Source organism: Kitasatospora sp. NPDC057595 (genome assembly GCF_042800875.1).
Classification (GTDB): domain Bacteria; phylum Actinomycetota; class Actinomycetes; order Streptomycetales; family Streptomycetaceae; genus Kitasatospora.
On the sequence record NZ_JBHVGL010000008.1, the window covers coordinates 220,620 to 235,314 of the forward strand.

A 14,695-nucleotide genomic window follows, 5' to 3' on the forward strand; every position below is an offset into this window, starting at 1 on the left:
GGCCCGCCGACCTGGGCCGTCGGTCCGAATGGGAGGATCTGGCCGACCGTTCTGGCGCGAGGGGACACCACAGTGGACGACCGACCGAATCACGACCACTCCGCATGGGAGGAGGTCGTGCTAGCGGCTCGCGAACGCGCCCGCACTCGGCAGGCCGTCATGATCGAACGCTTCGGACTGTCGGGTGACGTGCGGTACGAGTGGTCGATGGATGACGCACGGATCACGTGGTCGCGCGCCGGCAAGGTCTTCCTCGCCGGCCGGCTCACGGTGATCGGCAGCGTCAGCATCCCCCGGCAGTCGTGGCTGTGGTCGTGGGCGAACGAGTCGCTTCCGCCGGCGGCCCTGGGGGAGATCGAGCGGGTTCGGCGGTTCGGGGAGGAGAACGGTCACCCCGTCCTGCCGTGGCCCGGCTTCGACTACCACCCCGAACTCGTCGCCGAGGCCCGGATGGTCGCGGCATCCGTACTCGACGCGGAAGGGCTGTGGGCGGATTCCACCGACGACGTGCAACTCCACTTCCTGGTCCATGACTTGGATCCCGTCGCCGGATGACGGCACTGAAGTCGCGGAACCGCCGCCCGGTCCATTGACGGTCTGCCGAAGGCGGGCCTAGGCTCCGGGCCGTCCTTCGATCCACCCGCCCTCGTCCAGGCTTCGGAGGTCCCCGTGCCCCTGGGTGAAACCGTGGTGATCCGCTCCCGTCGGGTGGTCCTGCCGGACGGCGAACGCCCTGCGGACGTGCTGGTCCGCGACGGGAGGATCGCGCGGATCGCCGCACACGGCTCCGTCCCGGCCGATGGCGCCCCGACGGCCGACCTGGGCGGGACCGCCCTGCTGCCCGGCCTGGTCGACACCCACGTGCACGTCAACGAGCCCGGTCGCACCGAGTGGGAGGGCTTCGCCACCGCCACCCGGGCCGCCGCGGCCGGCGGCGTCACCACGCTCGTCGACATGCCGCTCAACGCGGTTCCCCCCACCACCACGACCGCCGGCCTGGTGGCCAAGCGGAAGGCCGCCGAGGGTCGGGCCTGGGTGGACCTCGGCTTCTGGGGCGGGGCCGTCCCCGGCAATCTGGCCGATCTCGAACCCCTGCACCGCGCGGGCGTGTTCGGCTTCAAGTCCTTCCTCGCGCCGAGCGGCGTCGAGGAGTTCCTGCACCTGGACGCGGCCGGACTGGAGGCCGCGCTCGCCGAGCAGGCCCGGCTCGGCGCGCTGGCGGTCGTCCACGCCGAGGACCCGGCCGTGCTGGCCGCGGCACCGTTACAACCCGGTGTCCGCTACCGGGACTTCCTCGCCTCCCGCCCCGCCGCCGCGGAGACCGCCGCCGTCGCCCGGCTGCTGGCGGCGGCCCGCCGTACCGGCGCCCGGGTGCACGTCCTGCACGTCTCCTCGGCGGCGGTGCTGCCACTGTTGCGCCGGGCCCGCGCGGAGGGCGTCGAGGTTTCCGCCGAGACCTGCCCGCACTATCTGACCCTGGCCGCCGAAGCGGTCCCGGACGGCGGCACCGCGTTCAAGTGCTGCCCGCCGATCCGCGACGAGGCCAACCGCGAGGCGCTCTGGGCGGCTCTGGCGGCGGGGGAGCTCGCCGCGGTGGTGTCCGACCACTCGCCGTCCACGCCCGGCCTCAAGTTACTTCCCGCGCACGGCGGCAGCGGGGACTTCGCGGCGGCCTGGGGCGGCATCGCCTCGCTCCAACTGGGCCTGCGGGCCGTCTGGACCGAGGCCCGGCGGCGCGGCCACACCCTCGCCGACGTGGTCCGCTGGATGTCCGCAGGACCGGCCCGGCTGGCCGGCCTCGACGGGCGGAAGGGCGCCATAGCGGTCGGGCACGACGCCGATCTGGTCGCCTTCGACCCGGACGGAGAGTTCGCGGTCCGTGCCGCCGAGTTGCACCACCGCCACCCGGTGACCCCGTACGCGGGCCGCACGCTCGCCGGTGCCGTGCGCACCACCTGGCTGCGCGGCCGCGTGGTGGACGTCGCCGGCGAGCCCTTCGGCGTCCAGCTCCAACGCCCCGGTTCCGCCCCGGTCCCGTGCGGGTGACCGCGACCGTGGCCGGGGCGAGTCGGCTCGGGTGCTGTCGGCGACGATCGTCCGCACCGGCTGGGGTGGCGGTCATGGGCCACCTGCGGTCGGCTTCTGCGGCGGGCGCCTGGAGGTTGCCTGGTCCGGCAGGCACTTGACGGCCTTCCCGTACAACACCGGGCTGTCGGTCAGCTTCCGGCCCGGCGGCCCGGCGGTCGACGGGCGATAGGGCGTCGGCGCGATCTGGGACACGGTGGCGTTCTACGAGTGGCCGGGCGGCGCTCCGGCGGGTCGGGCTTCGGCTTCCGCGACCTCGCGGGTTCGGACGCCCGGACCGGTACGGGCGGCAACGACCCGGTGGTGCCGCGCTGCTGATCACCCGTGACCGCAAGGGGGTACGAGGGGGCGCGGTGGGGCATATGCCAGTCAAGTGTTCCACCGGGCCTGCCCGAATATCCCGCGAGGAGGCGATGGCGGCGTCCGCCGGTCGATAGGCTGGACCCTACCCGCCGGTCACGCCGCGGGGGGACATCGGAAGGGGACGACATGTCGACACCAGCCCCGGGCCGTCACGCCGTACCGGAGCAGGGCGTGCCCGGTTCGTTCGCCTCCCTGCAGCACGCCCTCAGACTGTTGGAGGCGGTCGACCGGCACCCCGGCGGTGCCACCCTGGTCACCCTGGCGAGGGAGACGTCCCTGGGTCTGCCGACGGTTCGCCGGCTCGCGGAGATCCTGGAGATCGAGGGCTACCTGGCCTGCCAGGACGGCGGTTGGGTGCTCGGCGGGACGTTCGCCCTTCTCGGCCAGCACAACCGGGAGCAGTTGGTCCGCGCCCGGCTGGACAGCAAACTCGCGGAGCTGCGGGACGAGTTGGGTGCCGCAGTGTACTTCAGTCGGTACCACGAGGGGGAGTTGTCGGTCGAGGCGGTCTCGGCGTCGGACGGCGCACCGGCGGTGCAGGAGTGGGTGGACTTCCGTGCCACCGCGCACGCGAGCGCGATCGGCAAGTGTCTGCTCAGCCAGCTCGACCACGACGCGCGCCGCGACCACCTGTCCCGCCACCCGGTGGCCCGGCTCACCTCGCGGACGGTCACCGACGCCGACCAGCTGATGCACCGGCTGGAGCGCCAGCCGGCCACCGTGCCGGTGCTGGACATTCAGGAGTACGCCCTCGGCACGGTCTGCGCGGCCGTGCCGGTGACCGCCGGCAGCACGGTCGGCTGCCTCGCCACCTCGATGCCGGTGGACAACGTGCACCGGCTGAAGGCGGCGGCCGAACTGCTCGCCGCCCGCGCCGCGCCGCTGATGCTCGCGATGGCGGTCTGACCGGACCGCGTGCCCAGGGACCCCGCTCCGGCGGGGTCCTCGTGTTTCCGGGGGGTCGGTTCGCCGGGCGGCCGGGTGAGGCTCCGTGTTGGGCGGAACTTATTAGACTCGATGTCGATAAGGCGCGCCGAAACCCTTGTGGCGATGGCTACCCGCGAGTACGTTGTGCCGGGTCGAGCCGCCACCCGCAGGTCAGGAGGGCCCTCCCATGCCCAGCCCCACCCCCGTCCCGGCCCTCGCCGCACCCGCCGCCCGGGTGCACGAGGGCCTCGTCCTGGAACCGCGCGACGTCCGCTTCGACTGGGCCGGTCTGCCGTTGCACTGGATCCCCGACGAGCCGATGGCCACCCACGTCATCAACGTCCTGCACCTGCTCCTGCCCGAGGGTGAGCGCTGGTTCGTCAAGGTCTTCAAGGAAGCCCTGCCGATGGTCCGCGACGAGCAACTGCGGGACGAGGTCCTGGGGTTCATCGGCCAGGAGGCCATCCATGCCGAGGCGCACCAGGAGGTCCTCGACCACCTGCTCGGCCAGGGCCTCGACCCGCGCCCCTATGTGCGCCAGATCGCCTGGCTGTTCCAGCGGGTGCTCGGCGACAAGCCCGGCCTGTCCGCCGCGCGGCAGCGCGAGAACCTCATCGAGCGGGTCGCCTTTGTCGCGGCGATCGAGCACTTCACCGCCTTCCTCGGCAACTGGGCGCTCAACTCGCCGGGCCTGGACCGCGCCAAGGCCGACCCGACCATGCTCGACCTGCTGCGCTGGCACGGCGCCGAGGAGGTCGAGCACCGCAGCGTGGCCTTCGACCTGATGGTCCACCTCGACCCGGGCTACGCGCGCCGGATCCGCGGCATGCTCGTCTCCGGGCCGCTGCTGGTCCACCTCTGGGTGCGCGGTGCCCGCTTCCTGCTCGCCGCCGACCCCACCCTCGACGGCCGGCTCAAGCCCACCTGGCGAGAGGCCGGCCGGATCGCCAGGCGCGGCCTGCTGCCCGACCCGGTCCGGTCGCTCCGCTCCGGCCTGCGCTACCTGCGCCCCGGCTACCACCCCACCCAGGAGGGCTCCTCCAGTCAGGCCCTCGGCTACCTCGCGACCTCCCCGGCCGCCCGAGCCGCCGCCGGCCGCTGAGCGCCGGAGCCGACGGTCGAGCTCCGACGGAGAACGGCTGACGACTGACGGATAACAGCTGACAGCTGACAGATAACAGCTGACGTTATCTGTCAGCTGAAATCTGTCAGCTGTCAGTCGTCAGCCGTCAACTGTCAGGCCCCCAAGCCCCAGCCCCCACCCCCAGCCCCAGGACCCGAGCCCGTACCACCCGAGCCCCCAAGGACCCCGCCGGATGGACCTGCGCACCCCGCCCCCCGACCTCTACGGCCGTCCCCGGGCCGACACCTTCTTCCGCTTCCTCACCGCGTTCGGCGACCGCTACAGCCCCGCCCTCGGCGGCCCGCTCCTGCGCCGCAACCCCCGACGCCCCCTCGGCCGCCCGGCCCCGGCGCTCCACCTGGTCGTCACCGCCCGCCGGGCCGTCGCTGCCGACGCCGTCGAGCTGACCCTCGCCGACCCCTCCGGCGGCCTCCTCCCGGCCTGGCAGCCCGGCGCCCACCTGGGCCTCACGCTCCCCTCCGGCCGCCAGCGCCACTACTCGCTCTGCGGCGACCCCGCCGACCGCTCCGCCTACCGGATCGCCGTGCGCCGCCTGCCCGACGGCGGCGGCGGCTCCGTCGAGATCCACGACAGCGTGCACCCCGGCACCCGGCTCACCGCCCGCCGCCCGCGCAACGGCTTCGCCTTCTGCGCCGAGCCGGCCGTGCTGCTGCTGGCTGGCGGCATCGGCGTCACCCCGCTGCTCCCGATGGCCCGCGAGGCCCAGCGGCACGGCCTGGAGTGGCAGTTGGTCCACACCGGCCGCAGTGCCGACACCCTCCCGTTCGCCGCCGACCTGCGCGCCCTCGACCCCCGCCGGGTCCACCTGCGCACCGACGAGGAACACGGCGCCCCGCCCACCGGCGCGGAACTGCTCTCCCACGCGCCGCGCGGCGCCGCCGTCTACTGCTGCGGCCCGGCCCCGATGCTCGCCGCCGTGCAGCAGGCCCTCGACGCCTCGCCCGCAGCCTCCCTGCACTTCGAACGCTTCGGCGCCGCCCCGGTCATCGGCGGCGAGCCGTTCACCGTCCGCCTCGGCACCGACGGCCCCGAGCTTGCCGTCCCCGCCGACCGTTCCGCCCTGGACGTGCTCCGCGAGGTCCGCCCCGACCTCGCCTACTCCTGCAAGCAGGGCTTCTGCGGCACCTGCGAGGTCCGCCTGCTGGCCGGCACCCCCGACCACCGCGACCGCCGCCTCACCCCCGACCAGCGCGCCGCCGGTGCCCTGCTGCCCTGCGTCTCCCGCGCAGCCGGGGGCGAGACCCTCGTGCTCGACGTCTAGAAGGGAACCCCGCCGTGCCGCGCACCCCCGCCACCCCCGCCTTCCCGTTCACCGAGCGCGACCTCGCCCGCTTCCGCGAGACCCAGCAGCTCGCCTACGACTGCGCCGAGCAGGTCGCCACCTGGATCGAACCCGGCGTCACCGAACGCCAGGCCACCGCCGAACTGCGCCGCCGTCTGGTCGTCGCCGGGGTCCAGGACTTCTTCCACGTCCCGTTCGCCTGGTTCGGCGACCGGACGGCGTTCCGCCACTTCCACACCCCGCTGCAGTTCTTCGCCGGCAACCGCCGCCTCCAGGAAGGCATGCCGTACGTGCTGGACTGCGCGCCCGTCGTCGACGGCTACACCGCCGACATCGGCTACGGCGGCAAGGTCGGCGAGAACCGCGTCTGGGACCGCCTCGCCGCCGACCTCCGGGTCTACCGCGAGCTGATCCTCGCCGAGGTCCGCGCCCGCAGGCCGCTCGCCGAGGTGTACGCGGCCGTCGACGCGCAGATCGAGGCGCACGGCTACGACAACCGCCACCGCGTCTACCCGGGCCGGGTGATCGGCCACCAGGTCACCCGGACCACGGCCCGCGGCCCGGCCGGGGTGAACGTCCTCGGCTTCGGCGTGCGCACCCTCCAGACGCTCGGCCGCGAACTCGTCAGCGAGCGCCTGCACGGCCGTTCGCCGCTCTGGGCGGACGGCCGCTCCTCCCGGCACGCGCCCACCCCGGGCCTGTGGGCGGTGGAGCCGCACATCGGTTTCCGCGAGGTCGGCATCAAGTTCGAGGAGCTGCTGGTGGTGATGGAGGACGACGCCTACTGGCTCGACGACGACCTCCCGCACGTCCGCCGCTGGAATACTGCCCCCACCGCGACCGGGACCGGACCGACCGGGACCACCGGCCCGACCGGCACCGGAACGATCGCGACCGACCCGGCCGGGACCGGCCCGACCGGCACCGACCCGACCGAGCCCACCGCCGCCCCCGAGGGAGCCGTCCGATGAGCACGCCCACCCGCCGCCGCACGGTCCACTCCGGAGGCCTGCCGCTCGCCGTCCACGAGCAGGGCGACCCGGCCGCGCCCACCGTCCTGCTGGTCCACGGCTACCCCGACACCCACGCCGTCTGGGACGACGTCGCCGCCGACCTCGCCCGCGACCACCACGTGGTCCGCTACGACGTGCGCGGCGCCGGCGCCTCCGGCGTCCCCGCCGACCGGGCCGGCTACCGCCTCGAACAGCTGGCCGCCGACCTGTTCGCCGTCGCCGACGCCGTCAGCCCCGACCGCCCGGTGCACCTCGTCGCCCACGACTGGGGCTCGCTGCAGTCCTGGGAGGCCGTCACCGCCCCCGGCGCCGAACGCCGCCTCGCCTCCTACACCACCATGTCCGGCCCCTGCCTGGACCACACGGGCTTCTGGCTGCGCGAGCGCCTGCGCCGCCCCACCCCGCGCCACCTGAGGCAACTGCTCGCCCAGGGCGCCCACTCCTGGTACATCACCGCCTTCCACCTGCCCTTCCTCGCCCCCGGCGTCTGGCGGCTCGGCCTCGCCCGCGCCTGGCCGCGGGTGCTGCGCGACCTGGAGGGCGTCACCCCGCGCCCCGGTCACCCGCAGCCCACCCTGCGGCGCGACGCGGTGCGCGGCATCGAGCTCTACCGGGCCAACATGCGCCCCACCCTGCGCAACCCGCGCGAACGCCCCACCGAGGTGCCGGTCCAGCTGATCACCCTCACCGAGGACCACTACGTCGGCGGTTGTCTCTTCGAGGGCCTGGAGCGCTGGGTGCCCAGGCTCACCCGCCGCACCCTGCGCGCCACCCACTGGTCCGCGCTGCTGGAGAAGGGAGGCACCGTGGCCGCCATGGTCCGCGAGCACGTCACCCGCACCGAGGCCGGCGACACGGCCGCGTCCACCGCGTCCACCGCACCCGCCGCGCCCACCGCCGAGGACGGCCGGCTGGTCGTCATCACCGGAGGCGGCAGTGGCATCGGCCGGGCCACCGCGCTCGCCTTCGCCGAGGAGGGAGCCCGCGTGGTGGTCTGCGACCTCGACCTCGACGCGGCCCGCCGCACCGCCGAACTCGCCGACCTGCTCGGCCCGACCGCGCACGCCTACCGCGTCGACGTCAGCGACGGCGCCGCCGTCGACGCCTTCGCCCAGCAGGTGGCCGCCGAGCACGGCGTGCCCGACGTGGTCGTCAACAACGCGGGCATCGGTCACTCCGGCACCTTCCTGGAGACCACCGAGAAGGAGTGGCAGCGGGTCCTGGACGTCAACCTCTGGGGCGTCATCCACGGCTGCCGCGCCTTCGGCACCCTGATGGCCGAACGCGACGAGGGCGGCCACATCGTCAACCTCGCCTCGGCCGCCGCCTACCTGCCGTCCAAGGCGCTCACCGCCTACGCGACCAGCAAGGCCGCCGTCTTCATGCTCTCCGACTGCCTGCGCGCCGAACTCGCCGGCCACGGCATCGGCGTCTCCACCATCTGCCCCGGCATCGTCAACACCAACATCACCCGCACCTCCACCTTCTCCGCCACCACCGCCGACGAACAGGCCGCCAAGCAGGCCCGCGCCGCCCGCCTCTACGCCCGCCGGGGCTTCCCGCCCGAGAAGGTCGCCGCCGCCGTCCTCGCCGCCGTCCGCTCCGGCAAGGCCGTCGTCCCCGTCACCCCCGAGGCCAAGGCCGCCCGCTTCCTCAGCCGCCTCGCCCCGGGCCTGCTGCGCCTCGCCGCCCGCCTCAACGTCACCTGAGCGGGGGTGACGAGCCCCGGGGCGCGGCGTGACACCGCGCGCCCCGGGGCGGCGAAGGGCGACTCACAGGTCGAAGGGCAGGATCCGGAAGGCTCTGTGCTCGGTGGTCAGGGGGCTGAGGGCCCGGAAGTCCCGTTGATCGAGCGTCAGGATCGCATCCGTCCGGAATGCCGCGGCCAGGGCGACGTTGACGGCGTCCGTCAGGTCGAGGCGGAGGCCGAGGTGTCGGGCCCGAACGGCCTGCGCCGCTTCCAGGATCTCGGCGGTGATCCCGGGCATCACCGCTCGTCCGGACCGAACCCGTCGCAGGACGTCGTTCACCGAGCCGAGTGCGGCGCCGACTCCCAGGATCCGCCGGGCGAGATGATCGAGTTCGCTCAGCAGCACGGGGGAATCGACCAGGAGGCCCGAGCGGTCCAGGACCTCGCGTGCGGCGGGGCCGGTCGGGTGGCTTTCGTCGAGGGCGGCGAGCAGGCCCGACGTGTCCGCCACCACGACGATCACGCAGCGCCCCGCTCTTGCCCGGGCGGGACGGGGGCCTGCTTCGTCCGCTCGTAGGCTGCCGCCTTGTCCGCCCAGACGTCGTCCTCGGTGGCCTCACCGATCGGCTGGTGGGTCCGGCTGAAGAACGGTTCGTCCCAGGTGCGCCTGGACATCGCCGCGAGGTGGATCCCCTCCCGGATGATCTCGGCCTCCGCTATCCCCTCCCGGGCCGCCGCCTCCTTGATCACGGCGAGATCCTCGGCTTCGACGTAGACGGTCGTGCGCTTGAGAGCCATATGCCTATGGTGCCGCTGCCATACGTCCCGGGGCTTCGGTGGATCGTGGATCACTCCAGGAATCCCGACAGGAGGTGTCGGGATTCCGGGGGAGCATCGGTGGTGACGGGTGGAGACACCACCGGCCGCGAGGAAGGGCGAGGGATGACGGAGCAGCCGCTGAAGGGCAAGGTCGCGTTGGTGGCGGGGGCCACCCGGGGGGCCGGGCGGGGGATCGCGGTGGCGCTGGGGGCCGCCGGGGCGACGGTGTACGGGACGGGGCGCAGCGCAGGCGGGCACCGGGGCGAGTACGGGCGCGCGGAGACCCTGGAGGAGACGGCCGAGCTGGTCACGGCGGCCGGCGGGCACGGCATCGCGGTGCGCGCCGACCACCTGGTGCCCGCCGACGTCGCGGCGGTGGCCGCGCGGATCGAGGCCGAGCAGGGCGGGCTGGACGTCCTGGTGAACGACATCTGGGGCGGCGAGCACCTGTTCGGGTGGGAGGAGCCGGTCTGGGAGCACGACCTGGACAAGGGGCTGCGGCTGCTGCGGCTGGCCGTCGAGACGCACGCGATCACCAGCCACCACCTGCTGCCCCTGCTGCTGCGCCGCCCCGGCGGGCTGGTGGTGGAGATGACCGACGGCACCGCCGAGTACAACGCGACCCGCTACCGGAACTCCTTCTTCTACGACGTCGCCAAGGCGGCCGTGCTGCGGATGGCCTTCGCGCTGGGGCACGAGCTGGGCCCGCGCGGGGCGACGGCGGTGGCGCTGACACCGGGGTGGATGCGTTCGGAGATGATGCTGGAGCACTTCGGCGTCACCGAGGCGACCTGGCGCGAGGCGACGGCGGCCGAGCCGCAGTTCGGCATCTCGGAGTCCCCGGCGTACGTCGGGCGCGCGGTGGTGGCGCTGGCCGCCGACCCGGGGGTGGCGCGGTTCAACGGTGGTTCGTTCTCCAGCGGCGGGCTGGCGCTGGAGTACGGCTTCACCGATCTGGACGGCAGCCGGCCGGATTCCTGGCGCTACCTGGTGGACGTGGAGGCGGCGGACGGCCCCGTCGACCCGGCCGGCTACCGCTGAGGCGGGCCGTAGCGGGCGGCGGTGCGGGCCGCGGCCTCGGCCAGCCGCCGCCGCAGCTCCGGCGGTTCGAGGACCTCGGCCTCCGGTCCGAGCCGCAGCAGTTCCTCGTAGCCGACGTCCAGCGACTCCACGGGCAGCCGGACCGTCACCCAGCCGTGCGCGTCCGGTGGTCCGGCGGTGGCCAGCGCCTCCTGGACGGCGACCGGTTCGAGCAGGTGCGGCAGCCGGTCGAGGCCGTGCGGGCTGAGCCGGACGGTCACCCGCTCGCGCAGCAGTGAGCGGGCGAACTCGGCGGCCTTGGCGTCCCAGAACGCGGCGAGGTCGAACGCCTCGTCGCGCCGGAACCGCCGGTCGGCCAGCGCTTCGGCGGCGGCCAGCCGGTCGACCCGGTAGACCCGGTGGGCGGCGGCCTCGTCGTCGTCGGGCCGGGCGACCAGGTACCAGGTGCCCGCCTTCAGCACCAGCCCGTACGGCCGCAGCACCCGCAGCCGCTCGACCGTGATCGCCTCCACAGCCGGGCCGGGCCCGGATCCGACCCCGGAACGCCGCGGGTAGCCCACCCGCAGCAGCCGCCCGCCCCACACCGCCCGCGCGACCTCGGCCAGCAGCGACGGAACGGGCGCGTCGCGGAACCACCCGGGCGCGTCCAGGTGGAACCGCCGGGCCCCGGCGGCCGGTGCCTCGCCGAGTTCGCCGGCCACCTTGAGCCGGGCGGCCAGCGCCGGATCGGCGAGGCCCATGTCCCCGAGCGGCCCGGGCAGTCCGGCCAGCAGCAGCACCTCCGCCTCGGCGCGGTCGAGGCCGGTCAGCCGGGTGCGGTAGCCGTCGAGCAGCCGGTAGCCGCCGGCCCGCCCGCGGTCGGCGTACACCGGGACGCCGGCCTCGGCCAGGGCCAGCACGTCGCGCTGCACGGTGCGCTCGGAGACCTCCAGTTCGGCGGCGAGTTCGGCGCCGGTCATGCTGCGGCGCGCCTGGAGCAGCAGGAGCAGCGAGATCGCCCGGGCGGTGCGCATCGGCGGGCCGTCCTCCCGTTCGGGGCCGGGGCGCGCGCCCGGCCGGTTCAGCACCGATCATGGATGGCCGGGGGGTGTGCGGGCCCACGCGCCCAGCACCGGACCCGAGGAGACCCGATGGCCACCGGCACCGTGCAGTCCTACCACGCGAACCACGGGTACGGTCTGATCACCCCCGACGACGACGGCCCGCCGCTGTACGTGTACTTCGACTCGATCCTGACGGCCGGCGGCGGTGACGGTGACCGGGTGCTGACCGAGGGCCAGCGGGTGGAGTACGACCCGACCGAGCAGGAGGGTCGCCGGGTCGCCGAGCGGGTCCGCCGGTCGGCCTGATCGACCCCCGTTTCTGGGAATCCGCAGGTCAAAAACCGGTGCGGCCGACGATCCGTTCCCCCGTACGATGAGGGTCCATGGAAATGACGACTGCTCTCTGGTCCTTCGCCCTCGTCGTGGGGCTGCTGACGCTCACCCCGGGGCTGGACACCGCCCTGATCCTGCGGACGTCGGCCCTGGGCCACCGGCGGCAGGCCTGGGGCGTGGTGCTGGGCATCCAGACCGGCACGCTGCTCTGGGGGACGCTCACCTCCGCCGGGGTGACGGCGCTGCTCACCGCCTCCCGGGTCGGCTACGAGGTGCTGCGCTGGGTGGGCGCCGCGTACCTGGTGTGGATGGGGATCGGGATGATCCGCGCCCGGGCCAAGGACGGTGACGGGGACGCGGACGGGGACGCGCAGGCGCAGGGGGAGGCCGAGGAGAAGGCCCCGGCGGGCGGACTGGCGTCCGGCTGGCGGCGCGGCCTGCTCACCAATCTGCTGAACCCCAAGGTGGGCGTCTTCTACGTGGCCGTGCTGCCGCAGTTCATTCCGGCGGGGGTCCCGCACTTCGCCGCCGGGGTGGCGCTGACCTGCGTGCACGTGGTGGAGGGACTGCTCTGGTCGCTGGTGCTGGTGGGCTTCGCCCGGGTGCTGCGCGGCTGGCTGCGCCGTCCGGCGGCGCGCCGGGCGATGGACCGGGTGACCGGTGTGGTGGTGGTCGGGTTCGGCGTGAAGCTCGCGGTCTCCGACTGACGCGACGGGACGCGACGGGACGCGACGGGACGGGCTCCTGCAACGGACGGGAGCCCGCGGCGCTCAGCGGCCCAGTCGCCGCAGGCCCTCGGTCAACTGCTCCGGGTCCATGCAGATGTGCATGTCGACATGGGCGTTGAACTCCAGCCAGAAGGGCTCGCAGACCGCCACCACGGCGGCCTCGTCGGGCACGTCCACGACGATGATCTGACAGCGCCGGCCGTGGCGGGGGAAGGCGTAGGCGGCCTCGGGCTTGAGGTCGGACATGATCCGGCCGAACTTCTCCGCGACGGCGCCGTCGGCGACGGCCCGGTTGGCGGTCTGGGTGTCGAGTTCGATCTCCAGCAGCACGCGCATGGCGGTGCCCCTTCCCGGGCTCGGGTGAGTCCTCGTTTCCAGCCTCCCGCCGCCGCGCGGGGCCCGCAATTCACCCGTTCGGCGGTACCGGGTTGGCCGACGCGGCGGCGGGCGGGCTGCACTGGGAGGCACCGAGCGGCGACGGACCGTCGGGCCGCCGGCAGGAACAGGAGCCGCCCCATGGCGATCATCGCGGTGCTCGACCTCCCCGGGGTGACCCTGGAGCAGTACGAGGAGGCGGTGGACCGGCTGACCGGCGGCGCCGGCCTGAACCGGCCCGAGGACTGGCCGGTGCGCGGCCTGCTGCTGCACGCGGCCGGTCCGACGGAGGACGGCGAGGGCTGGCACGTCACCGACGTCTGGGAGTCGCGGGAGGCGTACGAGCACTTCGCGGCGGTGCTGATGCCGATCCTTCGCGAGGTCGGTGTGCCGACGACCGCGCCGCTGATCTGCGAGGCCTACAACATCGTGAGCTGACGCCGCACCGCTCAGGCGGCGTGCGGCTCACCGGGGCCCTCCGCCCGGCTCTCAGCCCGGCCCTCCGCCCGACTCTCCACCCGACCCTCAGCCCGGTCCTCCGCCGGACCGCCCACCACCACCCGCCGGTCGTGGTGGATCGGCCCGTTCCCGGCGCTGAGCGGCAGGCAGCCGCCGCCCCGCCGGTGCGCGACGATCTCGGCGGCGACCGAGACGGCCGTCTCCTCGGGGGTACGGGCGCCGAGGTCGAGGCCGATGGGGGAGTGCAGCCGGGCGAGTTCGGCGTCGGTCAGCCCGGCCTCGCGCAGTTTCGCCTCCCGCTCGCGGTGGGTGCGGCGCGAGCCCATCGCCCCGACGAAGCCGAGCGGCAGCCGCAGCGCGCGCTCCAGCAGCGGGAGGTCGAACTTGGCGTCGTGGGTGAGCACGCAGAGCACCGTGCGGCCGTCCAGCCGGTCCAGCTGGGAGTCCAGGTAGCGGTGCGGCCAGTCGACGACGACCCGGTCGGCCTCGGGGAAGCGACGTTCGGTGGCGAAGACGGGCCGGGCGTCGCAGACGGTGACGTGGTAGCCGAGGAACCGGCCGATCCGCACCACCGCCGCGGCGAAGTCGATCGCGCCGAACACCAGCATCCGCGGCGCGGGCACGTAGGACTCGACGAACAGGGTGACGGTGCCCGGCCCGCGTTCGTCGCAGGGGCGCCCGTCGAGGCCGAGGACGAGCCGTCCGGTGCGACCGGCGTCGAGCAGGGCGCGCGCCTCGGTGACGGCGGCCCGCTCCAGCGTCGTCGACACCGCGGGGGCGGGCGCGAGGGCGCCGTGGTGGCCGTCGGCGGTGACGGCGAGGGTGGCGCCGAGCAGTCCGGCCGGCCCGGCGACGACCCGGGCGAGTGCCACGGGGGTGCCGGCGGCGATGAGCGCGATGCCGGTGTCCAGCGCCGGGTCCGCGCCGGGCACGACCGGCTGGACGAAGACGTCCAGGGCGCCGCCGCAGGTCAGGCCGACGGCGAAGGCGTCCTCGTCGCTGTAGCCGAACCGTTCCAGCACCGGTTCGCCGGAGGCGAGGGCGGCCCGGCACAGCTCGTAGACGGCCCCCTCGACGCAGCCGCCGGAGACGCTGCCGACGGCCTCGCCGTGCGTGTCGACGGCGAGCGCGGCGCCCGGGTCGCGCGGGGCGCTGCCGGTGATCCCGACGACGGTGGCCACGGCGAAGGAGCGGCCGGCCGCGTGCCAGGCCAGCAACTGCTCGGCGATGTCCTGCATGACGGGAGCTCCTTCGCGCTGTCGAGGGTGGGCGGACCGGGCCACCGGGGGCACCGACGCCGTACGGGAGAACGATCCCGTACGGCGGCGGGCACCCGGGCGGCCAGGTCGCACCGTCCCGGCACCGGCCGTCCTGGCGCCCACGGCCTCCCCGC

Annotated in this window: 16 protein-coding genes; 11 read left to right on the forward strand and 5 right to left on the reverse strand. The window is 74.5% G+C overall.

From position 1 onward, the window contains the following. The first annotated feature begins 117 nt into the window (after positions 1 to 117). The 7 genes from ACFU9E_RS15430 (at position 118) to ACFU9E_RS15460 (ending at position 8,523) form a co-directional block, all read left to right on the forward strand. Positions 118 to 555 (forward strand): DUF6882 domain-containing protein, encoded by a 438-nt coding sequence (locus ACFU9E_RS15430; protein ID WP_380715058.1) that lies wholly within the window; start codon positions 118 to 120, stop codon positions 553 to 555. A 114-nt stretch (positions 556 to 669) separates the two neighbouring features. Beyond that, the gene (gene allB / locus ACFU9E_RS15435; RefSeq protein ID WP_380679149.1) at positions 670 to 2,046 is read left to right on the forward strand and encodes an allantoinase AllB; all 1,377 of its coding nucleotides are present in this window, start codon (positions 670 to 672) and stop codon (positions 2,044 to 2,046) included. 528 nt (positions 2,047 to 2,574) lie between these two features. Continuing rightward, complete coding sequence (locus tag ACFU9E_RS15440) at positions 2,575 to 3,354, forward strand: IclR family transcriptional regulator (RefSeq protein WP_380679152.1); 780 nt, start codon at positions 2,575 to 2,577, stop codon at positions 3,352 to 3,354. 208 nt (positions 3,355 to 3,562) lie between these two features. Beyond that, on the forward strand, positions 3,563 to 4,477 hold the full coding sequence (locus ACFU9E_RS15445) for a metal-dependent hydrolase (RefSeq protein ID WP_380679155.1): 915 nt from the start codon (positions 3,563 to 3,565) through the stop codon (positions 4,475 to 4,477). Positions 4,478 to 4,691: 214 nt separating this feature from the next. Continuing rightward, complete coding sequence (locus ACFU9E_RS15450) at positions 4,692 to 5,780, forward strand: PDR/VanB family oxidoreductase (RefSeq protein WP_380679158.1); 1,089 nt, start codon at positions 4,692 to 4,694, stop codon at positions 5,778 to 5,780. 14 nt (positions 5,781 to 5,794) lie between these two features. After that, entirely contained in the window at positions 5,795 to 6,772 is a 978-nt protein-coding gene (locus ACFU9E_RS15455) for a M24 family metallopeptidase (protein ID WP_380679161.1), read from the forward strand. Next, positions 6,769 to 8,523 carry an SDR family oxidoreductase gene (locus ACFU9E_RS15460; protein WP_380679164.1) on the forward strand — a complete coding sequence of 585 codons (1,755 nt, stop codon included), beginning with the start codon at positions 6,769 to 6,771 and terminating at the stop codon, positions 8,521 to 8,523. Before ACFU9E_RS15455 ends, ACFU9E_RS15460 begins: the two co-directional genes overlap by 4 nt. A 63-nt stretch (positions 8,524 to 8,586) precedes the next feature. Here ACFU9E_RS15460 and ACFU9E_RS15465 read toward each other — a convergent pair whose 3' ends face one another. Beyond that, the gene (locus tag ACFU9E_RS15465; protein ID WP_380679167.1) at positions 8,587 to 9,027 is read right to left on the reverse strand and encodes a VapC toxin family PIN domain ribonuclease; all 441 of its coding nucleotides are present in this window, start codon (positions 9,025 to 9,027) and stop codon (positions 8,587 to 8,589) included. Next, on the reverse strand, positions 9,024 to 9,302 hold the full coding sequence (locus ACFU9E_RS15470) for a CopG family transcriptional regulator (RefSeq protein WP_380679170.1): 279 nt from the start codon (positions 9,300 to 9,302) through the stop codon (positions 9,024 to 9,026). The genes ACFU9E_RS15465 and ACFU9E_RS15470 overlap by 4 nt, the downstream gene beginning before the upstream one ends. A gap of 144 nt (positions 9,303 to 9,446) precedes the next feature. On the opposite strand from ACFU9E_RS15470, the gene ACFU9E_RS15475 reads away from it, so the two are divergent. Next, complete coding sequence (locus tag ACFU9E_RS15475; protein ID WP_380679173.1) at positions 9,447 to 10,364, forward strand: SDR family oxidoreductase; 918 nt, start codon at positions 9,447 to 9,449, stop codon at positions 10,362 to 10,364. On the opposite strand, the gene ACFU9E_RS15480 is transcribed toward ACFU9E_RS15475, so the two are convergent. Next, entirely contained in the window at positions 10,355 to 11,377 is a 1,023-nt protein-coding gene (locus ACFU9E_RS15480) for a helix-turn-helix transcriptional regulator (protein ID WP_380679230.1), read from the reverse strand. The two genes, ACFU9E_RS15475 and ACFU9E_RS15480, sit on opposite strands and share 10 nt — an antisense overlap. A 117-nt stretch (positions 11,378 to 11,494) precedes the next feature. On the opposite strand from ACFU9E_RS15480, the gene ACFU9E_RS15485 reads away from it, so the two are divergent. Next, entirely contained in the window at positions 11,495 to 11,713 is a 219-nt protein-coding gene (locus ACFU9E_RS15485) for a cold-shock protein (RefSeq protein WP_380679176.1), read from the forward strand. Positions 11,714 to 11,790: 77 nt separating this feature from the next. Then, positions 11,791 to 12,447 carry a LysE family translocator gene (locus tag ACFU9E_RS15490; protein WP_380679179.1) on the forward strand — a complete coding sequence of 219 codons (657 nt, stop codon included), beginning with the start codon at positions 11,791 to 11,793 and terminating at the stop codon, positions 12,445 to 12,447. Positions 12,448 to 12,510: 63 nt separating this feature from the next. Here the strand turns inward: ACFU9E_RS15490 and ACFU9E_RS15495 are convergent, their stop codons facing one another. Further along, entirely contained in the window at positions 12,511 to 12,804 is a 294-nt protein-coding gene (locus tag ACFU9E_RS15495; protein ID WP_380679182.1) for a hypothetical protein, read from the reverse strand. Positions 12,805 to 12,984: 180 nt separating this feature from the next. Here ACFU9E_RS15495 and ACFU9E_RS15500 point away from each other — a divergent pair, with 180 nt between their 5' ends. After that, complete coding sequence (locus ACFU9E_RS15500; RefSeq protein WP_380679185.1) at positions 12,985 to 13,281, forward strand: hypothetical protein; 297 nt, start codon at positions 12,985 to 12,987, stop codon at positions 13,279 to 13,281. An 11-nt stretch (positions 13,282 to 13,292) separates the two neighbouring features. Here ACFU9E_RS15500 and ACFU9E_RS15505 read toward each other — a convergent pair whose 3' ends face one another. Then, entirely contained in the window at positions 13,293 to 14,540 is a 1,248-nt protein-coding gene (locus ACFU9E_RS15505; RefSeq protein ID WP_380679188.1) for an XdhC family protein, read from the reverse strand. Positions 14,541 to 14,695: the final 155 nt, after the last annotated feature.

Coding starts and splice junctions, on each gene's coding strand:
- ACFU9E_RS15440 (WP_380679152.1), top strand. CDS start 2,575: ATGTCGACACCAGCCCCGGGCCGTCACGCCGTACCGGAGCAGGGCGTG.
- ACFU9E_RS15445 (WP_380679155.1), top strand. CDS start 3,563: ATGCCCAGCCCCACCCCCGTCCCGGCCCTCGCCGCACCCGCCGCCCGG.
- ACFU9E_RS15450 (WP_380679158.1), top strand. CDS start 4,692: ATGGACCTGCGCACCCCGCCCCCCGACCTCTACGGCCGTCCCCGGGCC.
- ACFU9E_RS15460 (WP_380679164.1), top strand. CDS start 6,769: ATGAGCACGCCCACCCGCCGCCGCACGGTCCACTCCGGAGGCCTGCCG.
- ACFU9E_RS15470 (WP_380679170.1), bottom strand. CDS start 9,302: ATGGCTCTCAAGCGCACGACCGTCTACGTCGAAGCCGAGGATCTCGCC.
- ACFU9E_RS15475 (WP_380679173.1), top strand. CDS start 9,447: ATGACGGAGCAGCCGCTGAAGGGCAAGGTCGCGTTGGTGGCGGGGGCC.
- ACFU9E_RS15480 (WP_380679230.1), bottom strand. CDS start 11,377: ATGCGCACCGCCCGGGCGATCTCGCTGCTCCTGCTGCTCCAGGCGCGC.
- ACFU9E_RS15485 (WP_380679176.1), top strand. CDS start 11,495: ATGGCCACCGGCACCGTGCAGTCCTACCACGCGAACCACGGGTACGGT.
- ACFU9E_RS15490 (WP_380679179.1), top strand. CDS start 11,791: ATGGAAATGACGACTGCTCTCTGGTCCTTCGCCCTCGTCGTGGGGCTG.
- ACFU9E_RS15495 (WP_380679182.1), bottom strand. CDS start 12,804: ATGCGCGTGCTGCTGGAGATCGAACTCGACACCCAGACCGCCAACCGG.
- ACFU9E_RS15500 (WP_380679185.1), top strand. CDS start 12,985: ATGGCGATCATCGCGGTGCTCGACCTCCCCGGGGTGACCCTGGAGCAG.
- ACFU9E_RS15505 (WP_380679188.1), bottom strand. CDS start 14,540: ATGCAGGACATCGCCGAGCAGTTGCTGGCCTGGCACGCGGCCGGCCGC.